This is a genomic window from Actinoplanes sp. NBC_00393 (genome assembly GCF_036053395.1).
Classification (GTDB): domain Bacteria; phylum Actinomycetota; class Actinomycetes; order Mycobacteriales; family Micromonosporaceae; genus Actinoplanes.
Genome location: NZ_CP107942.1, coordinates 4,513,693 through 4,537,522 on the forward strand (window position 1 = coordinate 4,513,693; position 23,830 = coordinate 4,537,522).

Consider the following 23,830-nt stretch of genomic DNA (forward strand, 5'->3'; position numbering starts at 1 on the left):
GTTGATCGGAGCACTTCTCTTGACCCGTACCTCGCTTGCGCCGTTCGTCGCTTCCCGCGCCGACGCCTATGACGGATTGCGCCTCGTCCGTCTCCCGTTCCTGCCCGAGATCCGCCTGCACCTCGCGGACGACGCGATCGTCCTGGGTGCCCGGCTGGAGGCGCAGATCGGGCCGGGGCTCAACCCGTTCTGGACGAATGCGTGGGCCGGCGGCCAGGCGCTCGCCCGGTACGTCCTGGATCACCCGGGGCTGGTGGCGGGCCGGCGGGTGCTCGACGTGGCCTGCGGGGGCGGGGTGGCCGCGATCGCCGCCGCCAAGGCCGGCGCAGCCGTGTCGATCGCGAACGACATCGATCCGCTCGCGTTGACCGCCGCCGCGATGAACGCGGCCGCCAACGACGTGGTGGTGGACACCGTCGAGGGCGACCTGCTCTCCGGGGACGGCGGCGACGCCGACGTCATCCTTGTGGGTGATGGCCTCTACGACCCGGCCCTGGCCGACCGGGTGGTGGGTTTCCTGCGCCGGGCGGCCGCCCGGCACGCGCACATCCTGGTCGGCGACCCGGGCCGCGGCCACCTGCCCGACCGGTGGCTGACCGTGCTGACCCGCTACCGGGTGCAGGGTCTGGGCGCGGCCGAGGACTCGGAGCTCACCGAGGTGTCCGTGCTCGGCACGACGCCGACGCCCGGCCGTGCTACGGTTCCGGCATTGCAGTTTTGATTTCCGTAGACGTTCTGAACGCCTGATGGGCATCACAGCCCACCGGGCGTTTTTGCTTTCGTCGGTGAATCAATGCGGCGATGCGAGGTTTCCTCACGAAGAAGCAGGGAGAAAGATCATGGCAACCGGTACCGTCAAGTGGTTCAACGGCGAAAAGGGCTTCGGATTCATCACCCAGGATGACGGCGGACCCGACGTGTTCGCCCACTTCTCGGCCATCGCCTCCTCCGGTTACCGCAGCCTCGACGAGAACCAGCGCGTCGAGTTCGAGGTCGCGCAGGGCGCCAAGGGTCTGCAGGCCCAGAACATCCGTCCCCTCTGAGTTTTCTCAGAAGGTCTCTTTCAGCCAGCCGCGCCAGCGCGCGATCGGGCCGCGCCCCTGCGGGGCGGGCAGGCCCGTCAGGATCTCGTCGTTGGTCGGTGGGCGCGCTGCCAGGACAGCATCGCGCAGCAGTGCGCGATCGACATTGGCTCCGCCGGTGACCTGTACGGTCGTCGCGCCCCGAGTGATCAGGTAACCGGACTGGTCCTCGGGGGCCCGCGAGAGTACCGGGCTCCGGTAGACCAGGCCGCCCGGCTCGGTCGCACAGGACCGGCCGCGGCAGAACTGGTCGACCGGCTGCCCGGTCCCCAGCATGATCAGCACGGCCGCCGGTCCTCCGCCGCCGGCGAGCGACTCGAAGTGCACCCCTTCGGACAGGATGGGGTCCGGCCGGAAGCCCGGGATGTCGGCCATGAACAGGCCTTTCTCCCCGGTGCGGCCCAGTCGTTTCAGATCGGCCGCGGTGGCCGGCCGAGCGGTCCGGGCGCCTTCTCTCAGCACCTGCCGGTCCACCGCGAGCGGGCCGGAGACCTCCACGGTGACGGCGCCACGGCGCACCTCGTACCCATGGATCTGCTCAGCGTGCCGGTAGACGTAGCCGTCCGCCTCGGTGGTGCACGATGTGTACTCCAGCCGTCCGCCGAACTGCCCGGGCTGCGGTTCCGCGCACGGCTTCCGCGGGTACGCGGCGACGTCCGCGTACCGGTAGGCGGGGATGTCAGCCGAGTTCGCCGGCATGAACGCGCGGGAGCCGAGCCGCTCCCCGTACTCGTCGCCGTTCGGCACGTACCCCGGAATCTCCATCACGTACAGCGACGCACGGTCCTTGCCGGCGGCGGCCAGCCGGGCCGCCACCTCGTCCGGGCCGGAGAACCGCAACCCCACCGCCGCGGCGCCCACCAGCAGCAGCGACACCAGCCCGGCAGCCAGCCGCGGCCTGCGGCCCCGCAACAACAGGGCAGCGACCAGGGCGTACGGCAGACCGGCGAGAACCAGGTGGCCCCCGGTGGGACGGGTGACGGCGGCCAGGATCGCCCAGCAGGCGGCCAGTGCCACGCTGCCGAGACCGCAGACCAGCACCGCCCACCACCAGCGGCCGCCCGGCGTCCGGCCCAGCGGTGTCACCGCCGCGGTCGCCCCCGCGACCACCCGGAACACCAGAACCGCCATCACCGGAATGACCAGCAGGAACGGCGCACCGGCCCCACGGCCGACCGCCACGCCGATCACTGCGCCGGCGGAGAACACGACCAGAATGGTCGCCGCGATCGACACCGCCACCAGCTGCACGACGATGAGGTTCGGCGACTCCCCGGGATCGTTCATGCCGGGCAGTCTGCCGGTGCCGGTGTTATGCCCAGGTCACATCGGACCGGCGAAACGGCGACAGTACTGTGCCTGCCATGGGCATCGTGGGTGTGATCGGGCAGGTCCTTCTCGGGGCGGCGCTGGCGTTCGCCGGCACCGGCCATCTCACCTTCGCCCGCGAGGAGTTCCAGGCGCAGGTGCCGTCCTGGGTGCCGCTGGACGCCGACTTCGTGGTGCTGGCCTCCGGCGTGGTGGAGATCTGCCTCGGCCTGGCCCTGCTCACGGTGTGGAAGCAGCCGGCCCGCGGCATCGTCGGGGCGGTCGTGGCCGCGTTCTTCGTCGCGGTCTTCCCCGGCAACATCGCCCAGTTCGCCGAGCACAAGGACGGCTTCGGCCTGGACACCGACACGAAACGAGCGGTCCGTCTGCTCTTCCAGCCGCTGCTGGTGGTGTGGGCGCTGGCCACCACCGACGCGATCCGGGCGCTGCGCTCGCTGCGGAAAACCTGAGGCTCAGCGCCACTGGCCGAAACGCCAGGGGCGGCCGGAGGTGAAGCTCGCCTCGACGACGGCGACGGCCTGGAGGACCCGGGCGTCGGGCAACTCGGGCAGGGCGGCCGCGGTCAGGCGGGCCAGCAGCGCGTCCAGGCTGGTGGCGTCGAACAGGGCGCCCGGGATCAGGGTGCCGATCTGCCCCGCCATCTCCGGGTCCGGGGCAGCGCTCCAGCGGGCGGCCACATGGTTGCGGTACGCGGCCCGCGCGTCCCGATCACGCAGATGGGCCAGCCGGGTGGCCACCTCGCCGGGATCCGGCAGCGGTTCGGCCCGCCACTGCGCGTGCTGCCGGACCAGGTCGGCGCGCTCCCGGGCGAACTGAGGGTCGTAGACGCGGTCGGCGAGACGGGCGGCCAGATCAGGCAGGCCGTCGGCGAGGTCGGGCCGGCCGATCTCGTCGCAGCGGTCGATCAGTGAAAGGGTGAGCGTCACCCCGTACCCCGCATAGGTGATCTCCATCTGCGTGCCGGTGGCGAGCATCGACGCCGCGTTGCTGGTGTCGCCGTGGTGGAAGGCGGCCGCCGCCTGCGCGCTCAGCGCGCGTGCCCGGGTGCCCCAGACGTCGGCGTGCGCGAGGCCCTGCTCGAGGTACTCGTTCAGCTCGGGCGCGGGGAGGCCACGGCGCAGGCAGGTGGCCAGCAGGATCGCGGGCAGGTCGAAGGTGAAGGTGACGCCCTCGTCGTCGAGGCCCGCGCGCAGGATCTGCCGCAGCCGCAGGCCGGCCCACTCACGGTCCGGGGAGGCCAGCGCGGCGATGCCGAGCGCTTCCAGGGCGGTGTCGCGGTAGCGCGGGTACGGGTTGCGCCGCACCACCTGCAACGCCCGTTCGAGCAGGCCCCGGCCGTCGCCTGCGGCAACCATCCGGCGCAGGCCACTCTGCATGTCGAGAACCACATCCGCCGAGGTCTCCGGGTCCATCAACGGGTCGGTCGACGGACTCAGTCCGGCGTCGGTGCCCGTTGCCTCCAGCCGCCGGACCGCCCCCTCCACGTCGAACGCCTGCGCGACGGGTTCGGCCGCCGGCAACGACCCGGTCGGCGACTCCGCCGCGGCGCGCAGCGCGTCGGCCAGTTCGGAGCGGAGCGCCGCGGGCTGGGCGAGCAGCTCGGACGACTCCGCGAGCGCGCCCGCCCCGGCCGCCTCCCAGGCCACGTAGAGCTGCAGCACCGTGCTCCAGGAACCGGTGTTCGGCCCGGTGGTGTAGTGGCTCATCTTCCGGACCGCCTGCGCGAAGTCCTTCGCCTTGACGGCGTCGAACACCGCACGGGACAGGCTCTCCGCACCGGTTTGCGCCCGGAACGCGGCCGCACACCGCAGCGCCGGGAGCAGATCGCCCCGCGTGGCGGCGTGCTCGACCCCGGCCCGCAGGGTGTCCAGGGTGAGGTGGACGCCGCCGGTACGGTCGTGCTGCGCCGCCTGGAAACCCGGATCGAGCACCACCCGGTAGAGGTCCGCACTACGGGCACGCAGGTGCCCGGGCAGCTGATGCAGCCCGTACGTGTCGCACCGCGCCCAGTCCCCGGCCCACTCCCCCGCGATCCGGTCCAGGTAGTACCGGGCGATCCGGTCATGCTGCAGCGCCGGCTCGACGAAGAACTCGTTGTCGCGCCAGCCGCCGTTGTCCCGGTACCGGTCGGCGGCGAGGAACTCGGTGATCGACCGGTGATAGAGCCGGTAACCCTGCTCGGGCACGTATTCGACCAGCTGCGAGACGTCCCGCAGCCGCCGGGTGATCTCGCCGCGGGTCCGGTCCAGCCAGCGGGACAGGTTCGCGTCGGGCGCGGCCGGGTTCGCCACGGTCAGGCAGCCGAACAGCGGCTCGTAGCGGTCCAGCCAGGTGTCGGTGTCGTCCGGCAGCAGGCGGGCCAGGAAGGTGCGGTAGAGCCCGAAAAGGCCCAGGGGCAGACCGGACAGATCGGTACGCCGACCCGCCGCGATCTCGTCCAGCACCCATCGGGCGTACAGGAAATTGCCGTCTGCCGTCGCCACCAGCCGGCCTGCGTCGCCCGGCCCGAGCGACCCCGCGGCCAGCCGGCGCGTCACATAGGCGGTGAGGTCCTCCTCGGTGCGGGCCACGAACTGCGGCCGGTGCAGGTCGACGATCCGCGTGTCGTCGTCGAACAGGTCGAGGACCCGCGGATCCGGCCGGGTGGTCAGCACGAACCGCACCCCGGGCGGCAGGTCACCGGAGCCGGCCAGCAGCGAGGCGATCGTGGTGCGGCCGGAAACGGTCAGCGACTCGTCGAGCGCGTCCACCAGGATCAGCCGCTCCGGCCGGCCCAGGCGGTGCAGTGGCGCCCGGATCGCCCGCTGGTACGCCTCCTCCGGGTCCTGCTGCCCCAGCAGCAGCTGCTGCACGGCGGTCACGCTGCCCTGGTTCGTCCCGACGCGGATGTCGATGTCGAACACCGCGGGCGCGTTCGTGGTGATCAGCGCGGCCGCGTACGCCGGGTCGCGGGCCAGCTGCCCGGCCAGGTCCTCGACGAACCGGCCGGGCTGAACCGTGCCGCGGTGACCGCGGGCCACGCAGAAATAGGCGGCTGACCAGGCGTCGCGCATGCGGGTCGCGTCGCTGATCAGCCACCGGGCGACCGCGGTCTTACCCCAGCCGGGCCGGGCGACGAGCACCAGGAAGCGCTCGCCGGAGCCCAGCCAGGAGTCGACCAGGTCGAGCACCCAGGACCTGCCGACGAGCTGCTCCATCCCCGCACGCTCGACCCGTGCCGGCGGTCACGTCAAGCAGAACGTCGGCTACCGGTCTCGCTCGGCCACGATCGTGGTGTCGTCGCCGTGCCCGGTGTGCACCACGGTGTCCTCCGGGAGGCTGAACAGCTTCGCCCGGATCGAGGCGACGATCAGGTCGGCGTCCGAGTAGGACCGGCCGGTCGCGCCCGGGCCACCCTGGAACAGCGTGTCGCCGGTGAAGACCTGGCCGAGCTCGGACGCGTACAGGCAGACGGCGCCCGGGGCGTGCCCGGGCGTGTGCAGCACGGTCAGCGTCGTCCCGCCCACCTCGATGGTGTCGCCGTCGGCCAGGTCGGTGTCCCAGGCCGTCGCGGTGCCGTGGGTCAGCTCCCACAGCGGCCGCTCGGCCGGGTGCAGCAGGATCGGCGCCCCGGTACGCTCGCGCAGCTCCGGCGCCACCCGGACGTGATCGTCGTGGGCGTGCGTGCACACGATCGCGACCACCCGGCGCTCACCGACGACCTTGAGGATCGCGTCCACGTCGTGCGGGGCGTCGATCACCACGCACTCGGTGTCGTCGCCGACCACCCAGATGTTGTTGTCCACGTTGAACGTCTCACCGTCCAGGCTGAACGTTCCGGCGACGACGCCGTGGTCGACCCGCGCCCCGCTCACAGGATCACCACCGAGCGCAGCACCGGCTCGGCGTGCCCGTGCATCCGGGCGAACGCCGCCTCCACGTCCTCGATGCCGATCTCCTCGGTGACGAACGCGTCCAGGTCGAGCCGGCCCTGCTTGTACAGGTCCACCAGCATCGGGAAGTCGCGCGACGGCAGGCAGTCGCCGTACCAGCTGGACTTCAGCGCGCCGCCCCGGCCGAACACGTCGATCAGCGGCAGGTCCGGCACCTTCATGTCCGGCGTCGGCACACCGACCAGCACCAGCACCCCGGCCAGGTCACGGGCGTAGAACGCCTGCTTCCACGTCTCCGGCCGGCCCACCGCCTCGATCACCACATCGGCGCCGTCCGCACCCTCATAAACCGAAGCCGCGATCCGCTTGATCTCCGCCACCGGGTCGCTCTTCGACGAGTCGACCAGGTGCGTGGCGCCCAGCTTGCGGGCCGCCTCCAGCTTGCGCTCGTCGATGTCCACCGCGATGATCGGCGAAGCGCCGGCCAGCGCCGCACCGGCGACCGCGGCCACGCCGACCCCACCGCAGCCGATCACCGCGACCGACCTACCGCGGGTCACCGCGCCGGTGTTGATCGCCGCACCGATGCCGGCCATCACGCCGCAGCCCAGCAGCCCGACGGCCGCGGCCCGCGCTGACGGGTCCACCTTCGTGCACTGCCCGGCCGCGACCAGCGTCTTCTCCGCGAACGCGCCGATGCCCAGCGCCGGCGACAGCTCGGTGCCGTCCTCCAGGGTCATCTTCTGCTTCGCGTTGTGCGTGGCGAAGCAGTAGTGCAGGTCGCCGCGCTTGCAGGCCCGGCACTGCCCGCAGACGGCCCGCCAGTTCAGCACCACGAAATCACCCGGCGCCACCTCGGTGACCCCGGCGCCGACGGACTCCACCACACCGGCCGCCTCGTGGCCGAGCAGGAACGGGAAGTCGTCGTTGATGCCACCCTCCCGGTAGTGCAGGTCGGTGTGACACACCCCGCACGCCTGGATCTTCACCACCGCCTCGCCCGGCCCCGGGTCCGGCACGTTAATCGTCACCAACTCGACCGGTGCGCCTTTCGCGCGCGCGATGACGGCCTTCACCTGCTGCATCTCAATGTTCCCTTCGGCCGGGCGATTCAATGGGTCAGGATAAGGGGCGGCCGAGCAGCCATCCGGCGATCCGGTCGATGCTGTTGGCCGCCGCACTCGTGAACGGGTCGCCGACGCAGCCGTGGGCCGCGCCCGGTTCCATGTGCACGCTCACTTCTACACCCGCGGCGCGCAGCTGCCCGGCGTACGCTTCCCCGGACGCGCGCAACGTGTCCGCCTCGCAGTTCAGCACGAATGTCGGCGGCAGCCCGCCCACGTCGCCGTTTCCGGCGAACGCATAAGGGTCCTTCAACGTCTCGTCACTTCCGGCGTAATGCCGGCTCATCTCGGCCACCCAGGTGGGCGAGAAATACACCGCGTTCCGGGCCCGGCGCACGATCGCGAACTGTTCCGCCGGCCATTCCGGCAACTCCGCGTGCACCGCCGGATAAACCAGCACCACCGACGCCGGAGCTGGCCCCGCACCGTCACGCAGCCGTTTGCTCACGCCCGCCACGATGTTCCCGCCCGCGCTGGCGCCACCCAGATGCAGCCGTTCCGCGTCCATGTTCTGCGCCGCCCACAGCCAGCCGGTCAGCACATCATCGGACGCCTGCGGGAAATGGCCGCCGTGCAGCGCTTTGCGGTAGTCCAGCGACAGCACCGCGATCCCCCGGGCCGCCAGCGCCAGCGCCACGAAATGCGCCTCCGCCATACTCAGCGAACCACTCACGAACGCCCCGCCGTGCACCCAGACAAAGCCGACACCCGAGCTTTCCGGCCCCCGATAAAACCGCGCCGGCACCCCCGCAATCGCCGGCTCGCTCACCGTCACCTTCGCCAGCTCGGGAAACCGCGCGAACAGTTCCGCATCGGTCGGCCCGGTCTCCGGCATGTCCCCGGCAATCTCCAGCATCCGCACGAAATCAGCGACCGCCGGCGGTTCCCCCGCCGACGCCCGCCCCAGCACGGCGCGCTGCACCGGCCGCGGCAGAACCCGCACCACCCGCAGCGCATATCCGAGAACGGAACCCATCATGAAGACCATTCTTTCGTACGCGTGACGAAAGGTCCCCGCTCTCCCCCGGCGACCATCTGCCACACCGGGCCGAAGCGCCGCCGCCGGGAAACGGCAGTCAGGCGCTGAAGCGGCGCAGCGCCCACCGCGCCGGCGGCCAGGCCGCCGGATCGCCGTCGGTGACCCATTCGGTCACCGACGCCGGCGCCACCTCCAGGTCGAACGCCGGGAACAGCGGCTGCCCGCCGAGCGCGTGGAACGAGCCGCCGACGGTCTCGCTGTGCCCGACCAGCACGGCCGTGCCGCCGCGGTGCCGCTGCGCGATCCCGGTGATCGTCCGCCCGAGCCGCACCATCACCTCGGCCCAGCTCTCGTTGCCCTCCTCGAACGGCCGGTACAGCCCGCCACCCTCGGCCCGGTGCTCACTCTGAAAGCGCGCCACCGGCATCCCGTCCGCATAGTCCGGCATGTGCCAGGTGCACAGCCCGCAGTCCTCGACGCTCTCGGTCCCGAACGCGGCCGCGATCGGCCGGGCCGTCTCCACCGCCCGCCGCAACACCGACGAGTACACCGCGACCGGCCCGGCCAGCTCCCCGGCCAGCCGCTCCGCCACGGCCCGCGCCTGCCGATGGCCGGTCTCGGTCAGCCCGCGACACCCACGTACCCCACCGACCACTCCCTCCACCGAGTGCACCGACTCCCCGTGCCGGACGACCACCACACGCGTACGCACGAGCCCATCGTGCCGCCTTGACGGGCGGCGTGGGGTTTCGTAGCGTCGTACATAGATGAATTGAAATGTTTCATGCTCCGCTCGTGCGAACCGAGAGGCACCCATGAACATCAGTTCTCCGCGCCGCCTGATTGCCGCCGGCGCTGCCGGCCTGCTCGCGCTGACCCTGGGTGCTGTCCCGGCGTCGGCGGCGGGCCCTGGTGGGCATGCCCCGGAGGCGCCCGCTCGCCTGACCACCAACGACCTGGTCCGGCCGAACGCTGTCGAGGGCGTCCCGCTCTTCGGCTGGCTGCCGCGGGACCGGGATCCGGGTGAGAGTCAGACCGGCTACCAGATCCGGGTCAGTGACGGCGCGGGCCGGGCGATCTGGGACTCCGGCAAGGTGGCCGGCGGGGAGCAGTCCCACGTCGCCTACCGCGGGCCGGGGCTGAGCGAGGGACGCGCGTACGCCTGGACCGTGCGGACCTGGGACGCGACCGGCAAGGTCTCCCCGTGGGCGGCCGCGGCGGGCTTCGAGACCGGGATCAGCGACAGCGGCTGGTCGGGGGCGCAGTGGATCCAGCGGGCGGCGACACCGCGGGCCGACGACTGGGCGCTGCTGCGCACCGAGGTGCCCGTCCAGCGCGGCCGGGTGGTGCGGGCGATCGCGTACGTGGCCGGCAGTCACACCTGGGAGCTGTGGGTCAACGGCAGGCGCGCCGACCGGGGCAGCTCGTTCGGGTATCCGGGCGAGGGCTTCTACCAGGCCGCCGACGTGACCCGGCTCGTCCAAGGCCGGGGCACGCTGACGCTCGGGGCGCTGCTGCACTGGTACGGGGCCGGGCAGGGGCGCGCGGCCGGCGTACCGGGGCTGCTTGTCAAAATCGCGATCGAGTACGCCGACGGAACGAAGCAGGCCGTGATCAGCGACGGGTCGTGGCGGGTGCACGACGGCCCGTACCGGGAAGGCGCCGTGCGCAACGGCGAGGGCGAGCGGATCGAGCACGCCGACGCGCAACGCGCGGCGGCCATCGGGGCCTGGCAGCAGCCGGGGTACGACGACGCGCTCTGGTCCCCGCCGGTCGTGCTCGGCACCCATCCGGTGGCCCCGTTCACCCACCTGACCGGCCTGGACGCCCTGGTCAGCGAGTCGGTAGTGCGGCCGGTGCGGATGCTCACCGCCGACGACGGCACCCCGGTCGCCGACTTCGGCGTGGTCGTCCCGGCCCGCCCGGTGGTCGAGTTCGACGCGGGTGCCGGGGGCCGGACGCTGACGCTGCGGGCCGGCTACGAGCTGACCGCGAACGGCCGGGTGTCGACGGCCGGCGAGGCGACCCAGAGCACCGACATGTCGTACCCGTACACCCAGGCCGACGGCCGGCAGACCTTCCGCGCCTTCACCCACCTGGGCTTCCGCTACCTGGAGATTCCCGGCGCCAACGAAGACATCAAGATCAGCGAGGTACGCGCCGAGCTCGTGCACACCGCCGTCGAAGGCCCGCAGGCGTCGTTCACCAGCAGCGACGCCACACTGAACGCGGTGTGGAAGCTGATGCAACGCTCCGCGCTGTACTCGATCCAGGAGCAGTTCGTCGACACCCCGACCAGGGAGAAGGGCCAGTTCCTGGCGGACGCGGCGAACATCTCGTACGCCACCATGCAAGGCTTCGGCGAGCGGGCCGCGACCCGCAAGGCGATCCGCGAGTTCCTGGCGTCGAACCGGCGCTACTGGACCACCGGCAACGACGCCGGCCGCTACAACGCGGTCTATCCGAACGGTGACGGCAAACGCGACATCCCCGACTTCACCGAGCTGTTCGTCGACTGGGTGTGGCGCTGGTACGAGGTGACCGGCGACGAGACGCTGCTCGCCGAGGCGTACCCGGCGATCCGGGAGACCGCGGGCTACGTGCAGCGGCACATCCCGGCGAGCGGGCCGACCGCCGGCCTGGTCACCGACCTGAGCGGCGGCAGCGGTCAGTACCGGTACGGGATCATCGACTGGCCGGCGCCGGGACGCTTCGGCTACGACATGACGACGTCCGCCCGAACCGTGGTCAACGCGCTCGGCGTGGAGGTGCTGCGCCGGGCCGCCGACATGGCCACGGTCCTGGGCAAACCGGAGGACGCGGCCGGGTTGCGGCAGACCGAGCAGGACCTGGTCGCTGCGATGAACGCGCGGCTGCGGCGGGCCGACGGCATCTATGTCGACGGTCTGCTCGCCGACGGCACCCAGTCCTCGCATGCCGGGCAGCACGCATCCTCGTACCCCATCGCCTTCGGCATCGCACCCGCCGCCGACCTGCCCGCGCTCGCCGAACATCTCGCTGCCGCAGGCATGCGGCAGGGACCGATGACCGCGCACTGGCTGCTGCGCGCGCTCGCCGACGCCGGGCGGCCGGATGCGGTGCTGCGGCTGCTCACCAACCATGACGACCTTGGCTGGGCGCGCATCCTGGACCAGGGCGGCACGTTCACCTGGGAGGCGTGGGCGATGGAGGCCGGGGCCAACTACAGCCAGTCGCACGGGTGGGGTGCGCAGGCCGCGGTCGACGTCATGGAGACCATGCTCGGCATCCGGCTGGGCGAGGCCGGTGGGCGTACGGTCGTGCTCGCTCCCCCGGCCACCGGCCTGCAGCATGCGGCCGGCTCGGTCCCCACCCAGCGCGGCGAGGTGAAACTGTCCTGGCAGCGGGTGGCGAACGGCCTGCGGGTCGCCGCCCGGATCCCGGTCAACGTCACCGCGCGGATCGAGCTGCCGACACCGGCGGGCGTGGCCTATCGCGCGAGCGGCGCGCGACTCATCAGCAGCGGCAACGGCCTGACAGTATTCGAGGCCGGTTCCGGCGACGTACGCTTCACGCCGGTCCCGGCCCCGAACTGACCGCTATCGGATGCGGGCGAACACGTCCGGCTGCTCGTTGGTGTCGCCGGGCACCAGGTTGGTGGCGTACGAGAGGTAGGCGATGACGCGGCCGTCAGCGCTGACTGACGGGTCGCCGCTCCAGTCGTTGGCCTGGCGGCCGGAGGTGGTCACGCTCACCAGACTGGTGGTCCGGGCGTCCAGGTCCCGCACGAACACGTCGTCGCCGGCGTTGGTGTCCCCCGGAACCAGGGTCGTCGCCGGGGAGTGGAACACCACGTAGCGCCCATCCGCGCTGATCGAGGCGGAGTTGCAGTGGTCGTTCGCCGGTACACCGGAGTCGGACAGGCTGACCAGTGTCGTCTGCCTCGCGCGGCGGTCCCGGACGAAGACGTCGACCGTGCCGTTGGCGTCACCCTCGACGAGGTCCGGCGAGTCGGACATGAAGGCGATGAGCCGACCGTCGGCGCTGATCGACGGGGAGAAGCTGTTGTACAGGCCCGGAATGCCGGCCGGGGTCGCACTGACCAGAGCGGTCCGCCCGGTCCGACGGTCCCGCAGGAACACATCGGACTGGTCGTTGGCGTCGCCGGGCACCAGGTTGCCGGCGAACGATTCGAAGACGACGTACCGGCCGTCGGCGCTGATCGCCGGCGCCTGGCTCTGATGATTGCCCTGGGTGCCGTCGGTGGCGGTGCTCACCCGGCTGGTCCGGGAGGTGTGCCGGTCGTGCAGGAACACGTCCCGGAATCCGTTGGTGTCGCCGGGCACCAGGTTCGCCGCGTCCGAGTCGAACAGCACGTACCGCCCGTCGGAGCTGAGCCCGAGGGAGAACGCGCTGAAGTTGTCGCCCTGCACACCGGCGCTCGACACACTGACCCGGCTGGTCAGCCCCTTGACCCGATCACGGATGAAGACGTCGGAGTTCTCGTTCGTATCGCCGGGCACCAGATTGTCGGCGTAGGAGGTGAAGGCGACATATCGGCCGTCCGCGCTAATCCGCACCCCGCTGTGCGCGCCGTCGACGGCCTGCACGCCGGAGCTGGACAGGTTGACCCGCTCGGTCGTCCGCGTCCGCCGGTCCCAGACGAAGACGTCCGGGACGTCGTTGGTGTCGCCGGGCACCAGGTTCGTCGCGGCGGAGATGTACGCGACGTACCGGCCGTTCGCGCTCACCTCCGGGCCGCCGCTGAACCTGTCGGGCTGGCCACCGTCGTCAGCCAGGCTGACCCGGACCGTCCGGGCCCCCGCAGACCCGCCGGGCTCGGTCGCCCCAGCCACCGCGGCCGAGGCCGGCGCCACGAACGCCACCACCGCCGCCACGGCGACGCCGGCCCGAAGGCCACGCCCCCGCACTATCAACTTTGCATCGTCAGACATGTCGGTCCCCCTACCAAACGAGTGGTCGCAACGAGAGGTGCACCGATCATTGTCAATGTCGCGGGACCATTCCTAGGGCAATCCCGATGCCGGAATTGGCGCAGGGTCTCGCCCGGGCACCATCGCGGTCATTTCCACGAAATCGCCTTATTGACGACTTTGCTTACTCTGCCCGCTCGGGACGCGCTACTTGCCGGAGGCCAGGATGCGACTGACGACAGCGGGCCGGAGCAGGCGCCGCGCCAGGATGGATCGAGTCGTGCAGAACACTGCTTCCGGTGCCCAGTCCGCGCGTTCGTCCACGATTCTTCGCAACAACCGCTGGGTGTCCGCCGGGGTCCGAACCGAGTGGAACTCGAGGTCGGAGCCGGCCGACTCGGCCCGATCCGGCGCCTGACGCCAGGCAGCCTGGAGATCGCCTCGCGAGTCGGGGCTCAGCACGTACCCGAACATCTTGTGATCCCGGAGGTCCACTGCATAGGCGAGGCTGTGCAGGTGTACCTCGGACTTGTCGATGGCCACCGGCGACATGCCCATCTCCTCCCAGAGGCCGCGCTTGGCGATGAGGTACGGGCTCGACCGCAGCACCCCGTCCGTGCCTGGAGAGAAATCCCGCGGGGCCGCATTCTCGCCGACCGCGTTGTAGACCTTTCCCCCGTGCCAGTCGCCGCCGGCACCCGGGCTGCGCGTCCGGCGGGTGAGCGCGAGGAAGTCGCCGTCCTCGCAGAAGACGGAAAGACCCACACTGAAAGGATTCGGGAAGCCGCTGATCGGTTTCTGGCAGTCCGCCTCACCGGCGATCCCGCTGAGCACCTGCTTCTCCGGCTCGGTGCCGGCGATGAGAAGAAAATGGGTGCTGCGCAGGTCGAAATAGTCGTAGGTGTGCATCCGGCACGTGACCCGGTGGCTGCGCCCGGCGCGGTCATCCTCGGGGCGATCGCTGACCCGGCCGATGCGCAAGGACGAGATACCGACCTGCCGACCGTTCTCGTAGCCGTCGGCCAGCCATTGTGACTTTCGGCTGTCCCGGATCCGCACGACGGCAGGATCCTCAATCGCGAAATCAGCGCCGAGCTCGAGCGTCACCGCGTCGTGCGCGAAGATCCCGTCCTCTCCCCAGCCGGCCTGGACCAGGACCAACGAGGAGAAACGCTCCTCCACCTCGCGGCCGGAACGGTCGGCGGCCCGGAAATGCCGGCGTTTGCGCAACCGTGCGTACCGACCCTGCAGGTACGGATAGGCGACGTTCTGCACGGCCAGTCCGATCAAGGCTCCCGCTGCCAGATCGGGCCAGTTCACGAAAGGCCTCCCGCTGAATCGCCGTGACAGGTCATGCGACCCGCGGCGTTCGGACCGGCGGGAGCATTGACCTGTTGACCTCGCCCGTCTGCTCCGGCGAGGGCGGCTCCGGCTGAGTGGTCACCGCGTTCGTCTCCGCGTCCGCATCATCGTCGTCGGGAACCGGCTCGGCGGCGGACAGCTGGATCTGCGACAGCAATGCGACGAGTCGCGGGACCTCATCGGTGGCGAGCTGGAACGTGCCCCGGCACACCGTGTCTGCCCACAGCGACACCACGACCGCGCCGCGGGCCTCGTGGTAGCTGACTCGCATCCTTCGATCGTCGCCGCGCATGTCGGTGAACAGATCGCCGACAGCCGGCATCGGAAAGACCTCGCCCATCGATGCAGTCTCCCCAATCGACAGCGCCAAGTAAAGATCGAGAACCCGGACGGTGCAGATGTGCGAAACACCGGATGGGAGGCGGGCGGGCAGCCTTAGATCGGGGAATGAACAGATCACGTGTCACGCTGTCCGCACTCGTCGTCCTCCTGGTGGGCTCGTCATGGCTGCTCAGCGGCCGTCCCGCTTACGCCGCTGAACCTCTGCGGGAAAGCGTGCTGGTCACCGGGACCGGCGAGGTGCTCGGTGAGCCGGACACGCTCACCGCGAACTTCGCGGTCGAGACCACCGCTGCCACCGTCGACGAAGCCCTGAAGAACGCGACGGGCGCGGCCACCCGGATGCGGGACGCGCTCGTCCGCGCCGGGACTGCCACAGCCGACCTCCAGACGTCGAACGTCTCCATCAACGCGAAACAGAACGACGATCAGAAGATCACCGGCTACGCCGTGCATCAGGGGCTGACCGCGCAGATCCGGGATCTGCCGCGGGCCGGGGCGATCATGTCCGCGGCCATCGCGGCCGGTGGTGATGCGGCACGGCTGAACGGTGTGTCGTTCGCTGTCGAGAACGACACCGCCCTGCTCGCCGAAGCACGCAGGAAGGCGTTCGCCGACGCCCGGGCGAAGGCCGAGTTGTACGCACGGGAGGCCGGCCGGCCACTCGGCCGGGTCATCAGGATCAGCGAGGAGGCGCCCAACTACTACGGAGGTACGGGTGGCGACTACAAGTCGATGGCCGCGGCCGACTTCGCCGTTCCGGTCGAGCCGGGCCGCCAGCAACTGACGGCGACGGTCACCGTGGAGTGGGCTCTTCAAGCGGACAGCTGATTCCACCGCTCCGCAGCCGACTCGTAGCGGGCCTTGAGGTCAGCCCGGCCCACTTCGACGAGGCCGTCGAGACGGGCGCGATCGAGCTCGACAGCCTCCGAGAGCAGCAGGGCCCGGCCGATCTCGAGGGCTTCCACAGCTGCGCCGTACTCCTGCTGCTTCGCCCGGGCGTAGGCCGCCTCGGCGGCGATCCCCCGGGCGAAGACCAGCCACCGCTCCTTGCTGTGCCGCTGCAACTGGGTCTCGAACAGCCGCGTCATCGCTGTGAGCCCGTCACCGTACGCCCAAGCCGCCTCGCCCCAGGCCTGCCGCCGGCGGGCGTGCGTGCCCCATTGCTGCCCGATGGCCACCGCCTGCCCGGGCGACGTCTCCGTCGCCTTGATCATCGCCATCGCGTACGCCTTGATCGCCGCCTCGAGGTCTTCCGGCGCGCCGGTCGCCTCGAATCGCAGATGCCGGGCCATGGCGTAGCTGCTCATGAATCGCGGGAGGTGCGGGGAGTCCAGCACCCATTGACTCATGGCAGCGTCCAGGGCGGCCGAGGCTTCGTCCAGGTCTTCCGGATCCGCGGTGTCGAGGTAGCGCGCCAGGAGAAGGGTCGCCAGTTCGAAGAGCCGCCACGACCATTCCGGTGAATCGTGCGCGGTCTGTTCCAGCGCCTGCCGGGTGGAGTCGACAGCGCGGTCCACGGACTCCTCCCGCAGTTCCCCGGTGACCACGTGACGCGCGTCCAGCGCCACATCGAGGTTGCGGAGAATCGTTGTACGAAACGGGTCGCTCGCGGGCACCAGACTCAGCGCTTCGTTGATGACGTCGATGCTGCGCTGCGAATCCTCGAGACTGCCGCTACGCACGAATCGCTGGTGCAGGAGCCGGCCGAAGTTGTTCAGGATCCGCGCCCGGCCGGCTTCGTCATCCGGCAGTCGGGCGGTGGCCTCCTCATACAGCCCGATCGCTCGTTCCAGGTCTTCGGCGACGCCGAATCTGACGTACCGCTCGCCCAGCGCCACCGCGAGCTGGTCGGATTGACCCGCAAGCTCCGCAGCGGCGATCGCCTCATCGAGCGTCTCCCGCTGGGGCTGCCGTTCGTAGCGTTCGAAGAGCAGCCGCGCCAGGCTGGCCCGATAGCCGCCCAGATAAGGCGAATCCGGCGCCGACGCCTCAACGGCGAAATGCCAGGTGCTCAGCGCGGCGGTCAGATCGTCGACAGATCGACCTCGGGCATATCGCTCCTCCAGCGCCCCCGCGACGCTGGCCAACAGCACCGGCCGATGCGCGGAATCTGCATCCCCGTCCGCAATGGCCCGTTCCAGCGGATCGAAGGCGCCCTGCCAGTAGCGCAGCGCCGCTTCCAGATCCGGCGGCATGCGGGTGGCGAGGTAGCGCTGCAGGTGAATGTGGCCACCGTTGCTGAGCAGCTGAAAACAGATCAGCGGCGGAAGGCCGCCCAGTGACGGATTCCCGAGGAGCACGTCCCAGGCGTCCACCGCCTCATCGAGATCCCGCAGGTCATAGCCGGCGGTGAACCGCCCATAGGCAGCCTGCGCCCGGTCGAGCAAACCGGGAATCGAATCCGGGGCGTCCCCCATCGGCATGCCACCAGCCTGCACGCCGATCGCCGATCAAGCCAGGCTCAGCACTCGATGACGTTGACGGCGAGGCCGCCGCGGGCGGTTTCCTTGTACTTGATTTTCATGTCGGCGCCGGTCTCCTTCATGGTCTTGATGACCTTGTCCAGGGAGACGTGGTGGCGGCCGTCGCCGCGCAGCGCCATCTTCGCGGCGGTCACCGCCTTCACCGCGGCCATGCCGTTGCGTTCGATGCACGGGATCTGGACCAGGCCGCCGACCGGGTCGCAGGTCAGGCCCAGGTTGTGTTCCATGCCGATCTCGGCGGCGTTCTCTACCTGCTCGGGTGTGCCGCCCAGCACCTCGGCCAGGCCGGCGGCGGCCATCGCGCACGCCGAACCCACCTCGCCCTGGCAGCCGACCTCGGCGCCGGAGATGGAGGCGTTCTCCTTGAACAGCAGGCCGATCGCGCCGGCCGTCAGCAGGAACCGCACCACGCCGTCCGCCGACGCGCCGGGCACGAAGTCCAGGTAGTAGCGCAGCACGGCCGGGATGATGCCGGCGGCGCCGTTGGTGGGCGCGGTGACCACCCGGCCGCCGGCCGCGTTCTCCTCATTGACGGCCATGGCGTACGCGGTGAGCCACTCCATCGCATGCTCAGCGCCGGGACCGCCCGCCCGTAGTTGACGTGCCGTCGCCGCCGCCCGCCGCCGGACGCGCAGACCTCCCGGCAGGATGCCCTCGGCGTCGAGTCCCCGGTCGATGCAGTCGTTCATCACCGACCAGAGGTGCTGCAGGCCGGCCTGCACCGCGGACTCCGGGCGCCACGCCGTCTCGTTGACCAGCATCAGCCGGGAGATCGACAGACCGGTGGCCCGGGTCGTCGCCAGCAGGTCGGCGCCCGACGAGAACGGATAGGGCAGGCAGATGTCGTCCGCGCGTACCCCGCCGGTCTTCTCATCGACCACGAAGCCGCCGCCGACCGAGAAGTAGGTCTTGCGCAGAAGCTCGGCGCCGTCGGCGCCGAGCGCCGTGAAGGTCATCCCGTTGGGATGCTCGGGCAGTGACCGCCGCCGGTGCAGCACGAGGTCCGCCTCGAACGGAAGGGGTGCCGATTCGAGAGAAGTGTCGACCGTCTCCGGCTCCTCGCCGGCCAGGCCCAGCAGCACCGCCCGCGGGGTGCCGTGACCGTGACCGGTCGCCCCGAGCGAACCGAACAGCTCGGCGCGCACGGTCGCGACCGGCAGGCCGGCGAGTTGCTGCGTGAAGAGGCGGGCGGCGCGCATCGGGCCGACGGTGTGTGAGCTGGACGGCCCGATGCCGATCGAGAACAGGTCGAAGACGGAGACGGCCATGCGGAGGCTCCCTGCTAGCTGGGGTGGGCCTCCCTCGCTCTGTCATGGGGCCTGAGAGCTTCGCCGCCGGCGGCGGCTTGCACCTTGGGCGCGGCGACGGCGGACCGTCCCCGGCTTTCCAGAGTCGCCTGCCCGCAGCGGTACGTTGGCCTGAGAGATTCTGAGGGAGAAGTTGCTCCTTCGGCGCCCTGTCACCAGGGGCTCTCCCGCAGCGGATGAGCGGCGAAATATGCGGTTGTCGCTGGTGAAGCTATCCAGGCCAGGATAGCCGCGTCAACCGGTGTAAAGCTTGTCGAGCAGGTGAGCATTGCGTTGCTCGACGATGCGCCGGCGCAGTTTCAGCGACGGGGTGAGGTCGCCGTTCTCGACGCTCAGGTTGCGTTCCAGGATGGTGAACCGTTTGACTGTCTCCCAGCGGCCGAGGGCGGAGTTGAGCTCGGTGACGTAGCCGTCGACGGCGGCCTGCACCTGCGGTGAGCGCACCAGGTCGGCGTGGGTCTCGCCGGTGACCCCGTTGGCGGTCGCCCAGGTGCGCACAGCGACCGGGTCGAGGTCGATCAGCGCGGTGACGTAGTTGCGGCCGTCGCCGTAGACCACCATCTGCGCGGAGAGCGGGCAGATCGCGGCGAACCGGGTCTCGATCGCCTGCGGCGCGACGTACTTGCCGCCGGAGGTCTTGAACAGGTCCTTCTTCCGGTCGGTGATCTTCAGCGAGCCGCGGGCGGTGATCTCGCCGATGTCGCCGGTGGCCAGCCACTCGCCGAGCGGATCGAAGCCGTGGTAACCGTCCATCAGCCCGGGACCCTTGATCAGGATCTCGCCGTCCTCGGCGATCCGGACCTCGGTGCCGGGCAGTGGCAGGCCGACGGTGCCGTACTCCAGGTGGTCCGGGCGGTTGACGAAGGCGCCGGCCGAGGTCTCGGTCAGCCCGTACCCCTCCAGGATGGGCAGGCCGAGAGCGTCGAAGAACTCGCAGATGTCCGCCGACAGCGCGGCCGAACCGGACAGGAAGAAGCGCAGCCGCCCGCCGAACCGCGCGCGTACCTTGCTCAGCACCAGCCTGTCGGCGATCTTGTGTTGCAGCGCGAGCCCGGCGGGCACCGGATCGCCGTTGCGGCGGGTCCGGGCGGCCTTGCGGCCGACACCGACGGCCCAGTCGAAGAGCCGGGCCTTCACCCCGCCGTCCTTGTGCGCGGCGGCGAGCACGCCGGCATGCACCTTTTCGAAGATCCGGGGTACGGCGGGCATGACGACCGGTTTGACCACGGGCAGGTTCGTGATGATCCGGGTCACGTCGCCGTCGATCACCGTAGGGTGGCCGATCGCGATCTGGGCGGCGCCCAGCGCCTTGCCGAACACGTGCGCGAGCGGCAGCCACAGATAGCCGAGGTCGTCCGGGCCGACCAGGTCGACGGCCTGCGTCGCGGTGGCCTGGTAGATCCAGCAGCGGTGCGGCAGGCGTACGCCCTTGGGCCGCCCGGTCGTGCCGGAGGTGTAGATCAACGTGGCCAGCTGGTCGGTGGTGACCGCGACCGTCGCCTTGGTGACCGCTTCGGCGGGCAGGGTCCGGCCCCGTTCCCGCAGGTCGGCGAGGGTGAGCGCACGCGGGTCAGAACCGTCCATCAGGATCACGTGCTCGACCGCCGAGCCGGTGACCTTGTCCAGGTGCTCGACGCTCTCCACCACGGCGAACCGGCTGCCCGAGTCGGCGAGGATGTGCGTGACGTCCTCGATCGACGAGGTCGGGTAGATCGTGGTGGTCGCCCCGCCGGCGCACATGACGCCGAGGTCGACATGGATCCACTCGATCCGGGTGCCCGACATGATCGCGACCCGGTCCTCCGGGCGCAGGCCGAGGGCGAGCAGGCCGGCGGCGATCTCGGTGGCGACCCGGCCGGCCTCCGCCCAGGTCTGCGACTGCCAGCCACCGTCCGTTGTGGGCCACCGGTACGCCTCCGCGTCCGGTGTGCGGGCGATCCGGTCGAGCAGTAACGCGCCGACCGAGGGCGGGGCGGACAGTTGCGCTTGTTCCCAGGCGGCTTGCTCGCTCATCGGGCCTCCGTCATAGTGAACCTTTTTCAACCTGGCATCAGGCCGAAGGCATCCGGCCGCTCGGCAACCTGCGGGCCGCACGGCCCTGGCCACGTTGAAAAGTTCAGTGATCGCCGTCACAACGTGCCGACAGAGTACGTCCATCCCTCGGATGACGGAACCGTTGAAACAGCGCCATGGAGTAACGTCATGACGCCGCGGTCCCGCGGTAGTCAGGCAGGGTCGTGATGAGCCAGCGCAGCCACCGCATCGATGTGCCGGCCGGGCTCCACGCGCCCGGCGAGGCCCGCCATCAGGTCACCGACTCGCTGCGCGCCTGGGGTTACGACGACGCCCGCTGGCTGGACGCCGTTTCCGTCATCACCAGCGAACTCGTCACCAACGCCGTGCAGCACGGCAGCGGCGACTCGGTGCCGATCACGGTGATCGCGCAGGGCCGGTCGGTGCTGCTGTCGGTCGCCGACAACTCCGCCGTGGTTCCGCAGCGGCGCCGGCCCGACGATCGCGGCGGCCGGGGACTGATGCTGATCGACGCCCTCTCGACGCGGTGGTATGTGCAGGACGACGGCGGCGGCAAGTGCGTGCACGTGGAGCTTCAGCCCTACCCCGGGGAGGTCGCCTCGTGAGGATCAACCGGCAGCAGGACGCGGACACCGTACGGGTGGAGCTTCAGGGCGAACTCGACCTGGCCAGCAGCGGCGGCGTCCGCACGCACCTGGAGCAGGTGGTGCACGAGATGCGTCCCCGGCGCATCCTGGTCGACATGGGCGGGGTCACCTTCTGCGACTCCACCGGCCTGGAGGCGCTGATCTGCGTGCGCGACGTCGCCACCGAGCACGGGACCGCCCTGCAACTGATCAACGTGCACGGCGTCGCCCTGATCACGCTGCAGATCACCGGTGTGTTCCCGCTGCTGGTGGCGGAGCCCGACGCCGAATGACGCCTCGCGAGCGCCCGACCTGGCTGGTCGTCGTTCTGGTCGCGGTGACGTACATGATCGGCGCCCAGATGGCGTTCGTCGTCTTCGACGCCACCTCGATCGTGGTGCTGTTCCTGCCCTCCGGGATCACCCTGTCCGCCCTGCTGCTGTGCCCCACCCGGCAGTGGCCCTGGATCCTGCTGACCGTCGCGGTCACCGAGATCGCCGTGGACCTCTCGCACGGTCTGCTGCTCGCGTCCGCGTTCGGTTTCGCGCTGGCCAACACCGCCGAACCACTGACCGGGGCGCTGCTGCTGCGCCGCGTCGTGCCCGGTTACGTCGACCTGGTCCAGCGCAGGCACCTGCTCGCGTTCCTGGGCTGCTGTGTCGTCACCGGCCCGCTGGTCGGCGCCCTGATCGGCGGCACCACCATCGCCGCCGACCAGGACCGGGGGTGGATCGAGTCGTTCCTGCCGTTCTGGGCCGGCGACGCCACCGGGGCGCTGACCGTCGCCGGGACCGTCCTGTCCTGGCGGCACCGGCCGGCGCCCGGCCGGGCGTCCGCCGCCCGCTGGGTCCTGGCTCTGCTGCTCACCGTGGCGGTGACCGCCTTCAGTTTCTGGCCGCAGCACCTGCCGCTGTTCTACCTGCCGCTGCCGTTGCTGTTCTATTTCGGGTTCCAGCAGCGGCTCGCGGTCACGATGAGCGCCGGCCTGGCCATGACGGTCACGGCGAACGTGATGACCAGTCTCGGGCACGGGCCGTGGGCGGCGCTGCAGGGGCCGGTCGCGTTCAAGACCGCCACCCTGCAGCTGTTCCTGGCCGTCGCCGTGGTCGGCGCCTGCCTGCTCACCGTCGGGGTGGCCGAACGCGACAGCGCCCGTTCCGACACTTACGCCGAACGCGCCGCCCGGCAGCGGATCGCCGCGGTGCAGTCGCTGACCGCGCAGCTCGCCCGGGCGCCCACGTCGGCGGCGATCGCGCGGGCGCTCGTACACGGCAACCTGCTCGGCGAGCGGTGCACCGTGGCCGTCGCCGACGCGGAGGCGGACGCCGAGGAGCTGCTCGTGCACACCGCCGACCAGGGTGAACCCCGATCGGTGCCGCTGTCCGGGGCCGGGGTGCCGGCCCGGGCGGTACGGACCGGGCGCCCGGCCGTCGACGACGACCCGGCCGAACTCGGGGTGCCGGTCGTCGACGGTGACGGGCCGGTGCTCGGCGCGCTCGGTTTCGGGTTCCGGCCGGGCACCGTGATCGACGCCGACACGGTCGCTTTCGCGCAGACCCTGGCCGACCTCACGGCGCAGGCCCTGCGCCGGGCCCGGCTCTACGAGCGCGAGGTCAGCGCGGCGCGCCAGCTGCAGCAGGCGCTGCTTCCGGCGTACGTCTCCGAGCTCCCCGACGTCCGGGTCGACGCCGGCTACCGCCCCGCCGACCTCACCCACGATGTCGGCGGGGACTGGTACGACGTGTTCCCCCTGCCCGGTGACCGGATCGGCTTCGCCGTCGGCGACGTCGTCGGCCACGACCTCGCCGCCGCTGCCGCGATGGCCCGGCTGCAGTCGATCCTGCGCGTGCTGGCCCAGTCGGCGCCCGGCCCGGCCGAGGTGCTCGCCGGCCTGGACGACGCCAGCGCCCTGATCCACGGCGCCCGCATGTGCACGGTCGGCTACGCCGACTACCACCCGCCGACCCGGCAGCTGCGGTACGCCTGCGCCGGGCACCCGCCGCCGCTGCTGGTCACCGGCGGCCACGGCGAATATCTGTGGGAGGGCCGGTCCATGCCGGTGGCGGTGGAGCCGGATACGCGGTCGGGCGCCGAGGTGGTGGTGCCGGCCGGCGCGCACCTGATCTGGTACACCGACGGCCTGGTCGAACGCCGCCACGAGTCGATGTACGTCGGACTGGACCGGCTGGCCGCGACGGCCGGCGCGCTGGTCCGCGAGGGCGCCGGCGAGCCGTGCCGGGAGCTGCTCGCCCGGATGGCCCACACCGGCCCGGCCACCGACGACACCGTGGTCCTCTGGATCAGCTTCTAACTCTCAGGTCCCCGCCCGCGCCGCCGATGCAGTGGTCCGGAAGGCCCGCGTTCACGGGCCCCTGAC

General features: G+C 71.0%; 20 protein-coding genes and 2 riboswitches. Of the genes, 8 read left to right on the forward strand and 12 right to left on the reverse strand.

Annotated features, from left to right (window positions below; genetic code table 11):
- Nucleotides 1-19 precede the first annotated feature (19 nt).
- Together OHA21_RS21270 and OHA21_RS21275 are read left to right on the forward strand one after the other, a co-directional pair.
- On the forward strand, nucleotides 20-721 hold the full coding sequence (locus OHA21_RS21270; protein ID WP_328476193.1) for a class I SAM-dependent methyltransferase: 702 nt from the start codon (nucleotides 20-22) through the stop codon (nucleotides 719-721).
- 118 nt (nucleotides 722-839) lie between these two features.
- Nucleotides 840-1,043, forward strand: a complete 204-nt coding sequence (locus OHA21_RS21275; RefSeq protein ID WP_328476195.1) for a cold-shock protein — start codon at nucleotides 840-842, stop codon at nucleotides 1,041-1,043.
- Between the two features lie 6 nt (nucleotides 1,044-1,049).
- Here OHA21_RS21275 and OHA21_RS21280 read toward each other — a convergent pair whose 3' ends face one another.
- Complete coding sequence (locus tag OHA21_RS21280) at nucleotides 1,050-2,369, reverse strand: hypothetical protein (protein WP_328476197.1); 1,320 nt, start codon at nucleotides 2,367-2,369, stop codon at nucleotides 1,050-1,052.
- A gap of 77 nt (nucleotides 2,370-2,446) precedes the next feature.
- On the opposite strand from OHA21_RS21280, the gene OHA21_RS21285 reads away from it, so the two are divergent.
- The gene (locus OHA21_RS21285; protein ID WP_328476199.1) at nucleotides 2,447-2,860 is read left to right on the forward strand and encodes a DoxX family protein; all 414 of its coding nucleotides are present in this window, start codon (nucleotides 2,447-2,449) and stop codon (nucleotides 2,858-2,860) included.
- A 3-nt stretch (nucleotides 2,861-2,863) separates the two neighbouring features.
- On the opposite strand, the gene OHA21_RS21290 is transcribed toward OHA21_RS21285, so the two are convergent.
- The 5 genes from OHA21_RS21290 to OHA21_RS21310 form a co-directional block, all read right to left on the reverse strand.
- Entirely contained in the window at nucleotides 2,864-5,608 is a 2,745-nt protein-coding gene (locus tag OHA21_RS21290) for a hypothetical protein (protein ID WP_328476201.1), read from the reverse strand.
- A 48-nt stretch (nucleotides 5,609-5,656) separates the two neighbouring features.
- Complete coding sequence (locus OHA21_RS21295; protein WP_328476203.1) at nucleotides 5,657-6,265, reverse strand: MBL fold metallo-hydrolase; 609 nt, start codon at nucleotides 6,263-6,265, stop codon at nucleotides 5,657-5,659.
- A complete protein-coding gene (locus OHA21_RS21300; protein WP_328476205.1) occupies nucleotides 6,262-7,368 on the reverse strand; it encodes an S-(hydroxymethyl)mycothiol dehydrogenase in 1,107 nt (368 codons plus the stop codon). The genes OHA21_RS21295 and OHA21_RS21300 overlap by 4 nt, the downstream gene beginning before the upstream one ends.
- 34 nt (nucleotides 7,369-7,402) lie before the next feature.
- Nucleotides 7,403-8,386: an alpha/beta hydrolase fold domain-containing protein gene (locus OHA21_RS21305; RefSeq protein WP_328476207.1), complete on the reverse strand. Its 984-nt coding sequence runs from the start codon at nucleotides 8,384-8,386 to the stop codon at nucleotides 7,403-7,405.
- 97 nt (nucleotides 8,387-8,483) lie between these two features.
- Nucleotides 8,484-9,098 (reverse strand): histidine phosphatase family protein, encoded by a 615-nt coding sequence (locus tag OHA21_RS21310; protein WP_328476209.1) that lies wholly within the window; start codon nucleotides 9,096-9,098, stop codon nucleotides 8,484-8,486.
- 103 nt (nucleotides 9,099-9,201) lie between these two features.
- On the opposite strand from OHA21_RS21310, the gene OHA21_RS21315 reads away from it, so the two are divergent.
- A complete protein-coding gene (locus OHA21_RS21315; protein ID WP_328476211.1) occupies nucleotides 9,202-11,961 on the forward strand; it encodes a family 78 glycoside hydrolase catalytic domain in 2,760 nt (919 codons plus the stop codon).
- A 3-nt stretch (nucleotides 11,962-11,964) separates the two neighbouring features.
- On the opposite strand, the gene OHA21_RS21320 is transcribed toward OHA21_RS21315, so the two are convergent.
- The 3 genes from OHA21_RS21320 to OHA21_RS21330 form a co-directional block, all read right to left on the reverse strand.
- Nucleotides 11,965-13,320, reverse strand: coding sequence for a TolB family protein (locus OHA21_RS21320; protein WP_328476213.1), 1,356 nt, complete (start codon nucleotides 13,318-13,320; stop codon nucleotides 11,965-11,967).
- 186 nt (nucleotides 13,321-13,506) lie between these two features.
- Nucleotides 13,507-14,619, reverse strand: coding sequence for a hypothetical protein (locus tag OHA21_RS21325; protein ID WP_328476215.1), 1,113 nt, complete (start codon nucleotides 14,617-14,619; stop codon nucleotides 13,507-13,509).
- Between the two features lie 31 nt (nucleotides 14,620-14,650).
- Nucleotides 14,651-15,001: a hypothetical protein gene (locus OHA21_RS21330; RefSeq protein ID WP_328476217.1), complete on the reverse strand. Its 351-nt coding sequence runs from the start codon at nucleotides 14,999-15,001 to the stop codon at nucleotides 14,651-14,653.
- A gap of 107 nt (nucleotides 15,002-15,108) precedes the next feature.
- Here OHA21_RS21330 and OHA21_RS21335 point away from each other — a divergent pair, with 107 nt between their 5' ends.
- Complete coding sequence (locus OHA21_RS21335) at nucleotides 15,109-15,831, forward strand: SIMPL domain-containing protein (protein WP_328476219.1); 723 nt, start codon at nucleotides 15,109-15,111, stop codon at nucleotides 15,829-15,831.
- On the opposite strand, the gene OHA21_RS21340 is transcribed toward OHA21_RS21335, so the two are convergent.
- From OHA21_RS21340 to OHA21_RS21350, 3 genes are all read right to left on the reverse strand, one after another.
- Nucleotides 15,816-17,426: a hypothetical protein gene (locus OHA21_RS21340; RefSeq protein ID WP_328476221.1), complete on the reverse strand. Its 1,611-nt coding sequence runs from the start codon at nucleotides 17,424-17,426 to the stop codon at nucleotides 15,816-15,818. The two genes, OHA21_RS21335 and OHA21_RS21340, sit on opposite strands and share 16 nt — an antisense overlap.
- A 38-nt stretch (nucleotides 17,427-17,464) precedes the next feature.
- Complete coding sequence (locus tag OHA21_RS21345) at nucleotides 17,465-18,754, reverse strand: L-serine ammonia-lyase (protein WP_328476223.1); 1,290 nt, start codon at nucleotides 18,752-18,754, stop codon at nucleotides 17,465-17,467.
- Nucleotides 18,755-18,791: 37 nt separating this feature from the next.
- A riboswitch (glycine riboswitch) is annotated at nucleotides 18,792-18,878 on the reverse strand.
- Between the two features lie 4 nt (nucleotides 18,879-18,882).
- Nucleotides 18,883-18,973: riboswitch (glycine riboswitch) on the reverse strand.
- Between the two features lie 54 nt (nucleotides 18,974-19,027).
- Nucleotides 19,028-20,806: an AMP-dependent synthetase/ligase gene (locus tag OHA21_RS21350; RefSeq protein ID WP_328476225.1), complete on the reverse strand. Its 1,779-nt coding sequence runs from the start codon at nucleotides 20,804-20,806 to the stop codon at nucleotides 19,028-19,030.
- 227 nt (nucleotides 20,807-21,033) lie between these two features.
- On the opposite strand from OHA21_RS21350, the gene OHA21_RS21355 reads away from it, so the two are divergent.
- From OHA21_RS21355 to OHA21_RS21365, 3 genes are read left to right on the forward strand one after another with little or no spacing between them, the layout of a single operon-like run.
- Nucleotides 21,034-21,432 (forward strand): ATP-binding protein, encoded by a 399-nt coding sequence (locus OHA21_RS21355; protein ID WP_328476227.1) that lies wholly within the window; start codon nucleotides 21,034-21,036, stop codon nucleotides 21,430-21,432.
- Complete coding sequence (locus OHA21_RS21360; protein WP_328476229.1) at nucleotides 21,429-21,746, forward strand: STAS domain-containing protein; 318 nt, start codon at nucleotides 21,429-21,431, stop codon at nucleotides 21,744-21,746. The genes OHA21_RS21355 and OHA21_RS21360 overlap by 4 nt, the downstream gene beginning before the upstream one ends.
- Nucleotides 21,743-23,764 (forward strand): SpoIIE family protein phosphatase, encoded by a 2,022-nt coding sequence (locus OHA21_RS21365; RefSeq protein ID WP_328476231.1) that lies wholly within the window; start codon nucleotides 21,743-21,745, stop codon nucleotides 23,762-23,764. The genes OHA21_RS21360 and OHA21_RS21365 overlap by 4 nt, the downstream gene beginning before the upstream one ends.
- The last annotated feature ends 66 nt before the right edge of the window (nucleotides 23,765-23,830 follow it).

Excerpts from the sequence above, each read along its gene's own strand:
- OHA21_RS21355 (WP_328476227.1), top strand. The coding sequence starts at position 21,034 with ATGAGCCAGCGCAGCCACCGCATCGATGTGCCGGCCGGGCTCCACGCG.
- OHA21_RS21365 (WP_328476231.1), top strand. The coding sequence starts at position 21,743 with ATGACGCCTCGCGAGCGCCCGACCTGGCTGGTCGTCGTTCTGGTCGCG.
- OHA21_RS21290 (WP_328476201.1), bottom strand. The coding sequence starts at position 5,608 with ATGGAGCAGCTCGTCGGCAGGTCCTGGGTGCTCGACCTGGTCGACTCC.
- OHA21_RS21320 (WP_328476213.1), bottom strand. The coding sequence starts at position 13,320 with ATGTCTGACGATGCAAAGTTGATAGTGCGGGGGCGTGGCCTTCGGGCC.
- OHA21_RS21275 (WP_328476195.1), top strand. The coding sequence starts at position 840 with ATGGCAACCGGTACCGTCAAGTGGTTCAACGGCGAAAAGGGCTTCGGA.
- OHA21_RS21330 (WP_328476217.1), bottom strand. The coding sequence starts at position 15,001 with ATGGGCGAGGTCTTTCCGATGCCGGCTGTCGGCGATCTGTTCACCGAC.
- OHA21_RS21280 (WP_328476197.1), bottom strand. The coding sequence starts at position 2,369 with ATGAACGATCCCGGGGAGTCGCCGAACCTCATCGTCGTGCAGCTGGTG.
- OHA21_RS21350 (WP_328476225.1), bottom strand. The coding sequence starts at position 20,806 with ATGAGCGAGCAAGCCGCCTGGGAACAAGCGCAACTGTCCGCCCCGCCC.
- OHA21_RS21340 (WP_328476221.1), bottom strand. The coding sequence starts at position 17,426 with ATGCCGATGGGGGACGCCCCGGATTCGATTCCCGGTTTGCTCGACCGG.
- OHA21_RS21305 (WP_328476207.1), bottom strand. The coding sequence starts at position 8,386 with ATGATGGGTTCCGTTCTCGGATATGCGCTGCGGGTGGTGCGGGTTCTG.
- OHA21_RS21345 (WP_328476223.1), bottom strand. The coding sequence starts at position 18,754 with ATGGCCGTCTCCGTCTTCGACCTGTTCTCGATCGGCATCGGGCCGTCC.
- OHA21_RS21285 (WP_328476199.1), top strand. The coding sequence starts at position 2,447 with ATGGGCATCGTGGGTGTGATCGGGCAGGTCCTTCTCGGGGCGGCGCTG.
- OHA21_RS21300 (WP_328476205.1), bottom strand. The coding sequence starts at position 7,368 with ATGCAGCAGGTGAAGGCCGTCATCGCGCGCGCGAAAGGCGCACCGGTC.
- OHA21_RS21315 (WP_328476211.1), top strand. The coding sequence starts at position 9,202 with ATGAACATCAGTTCTCCGCGCCGCCTGATTGCCGCCGGCGCTGCCGGC.
- OHA21_RS21335 (WP_328476219.1), top strand. The coding sequence starts at position 15,109 with ATGAACAGATCACGTGTCACGCTGTCCGCACTCGTCGTCCTCCTGGTG.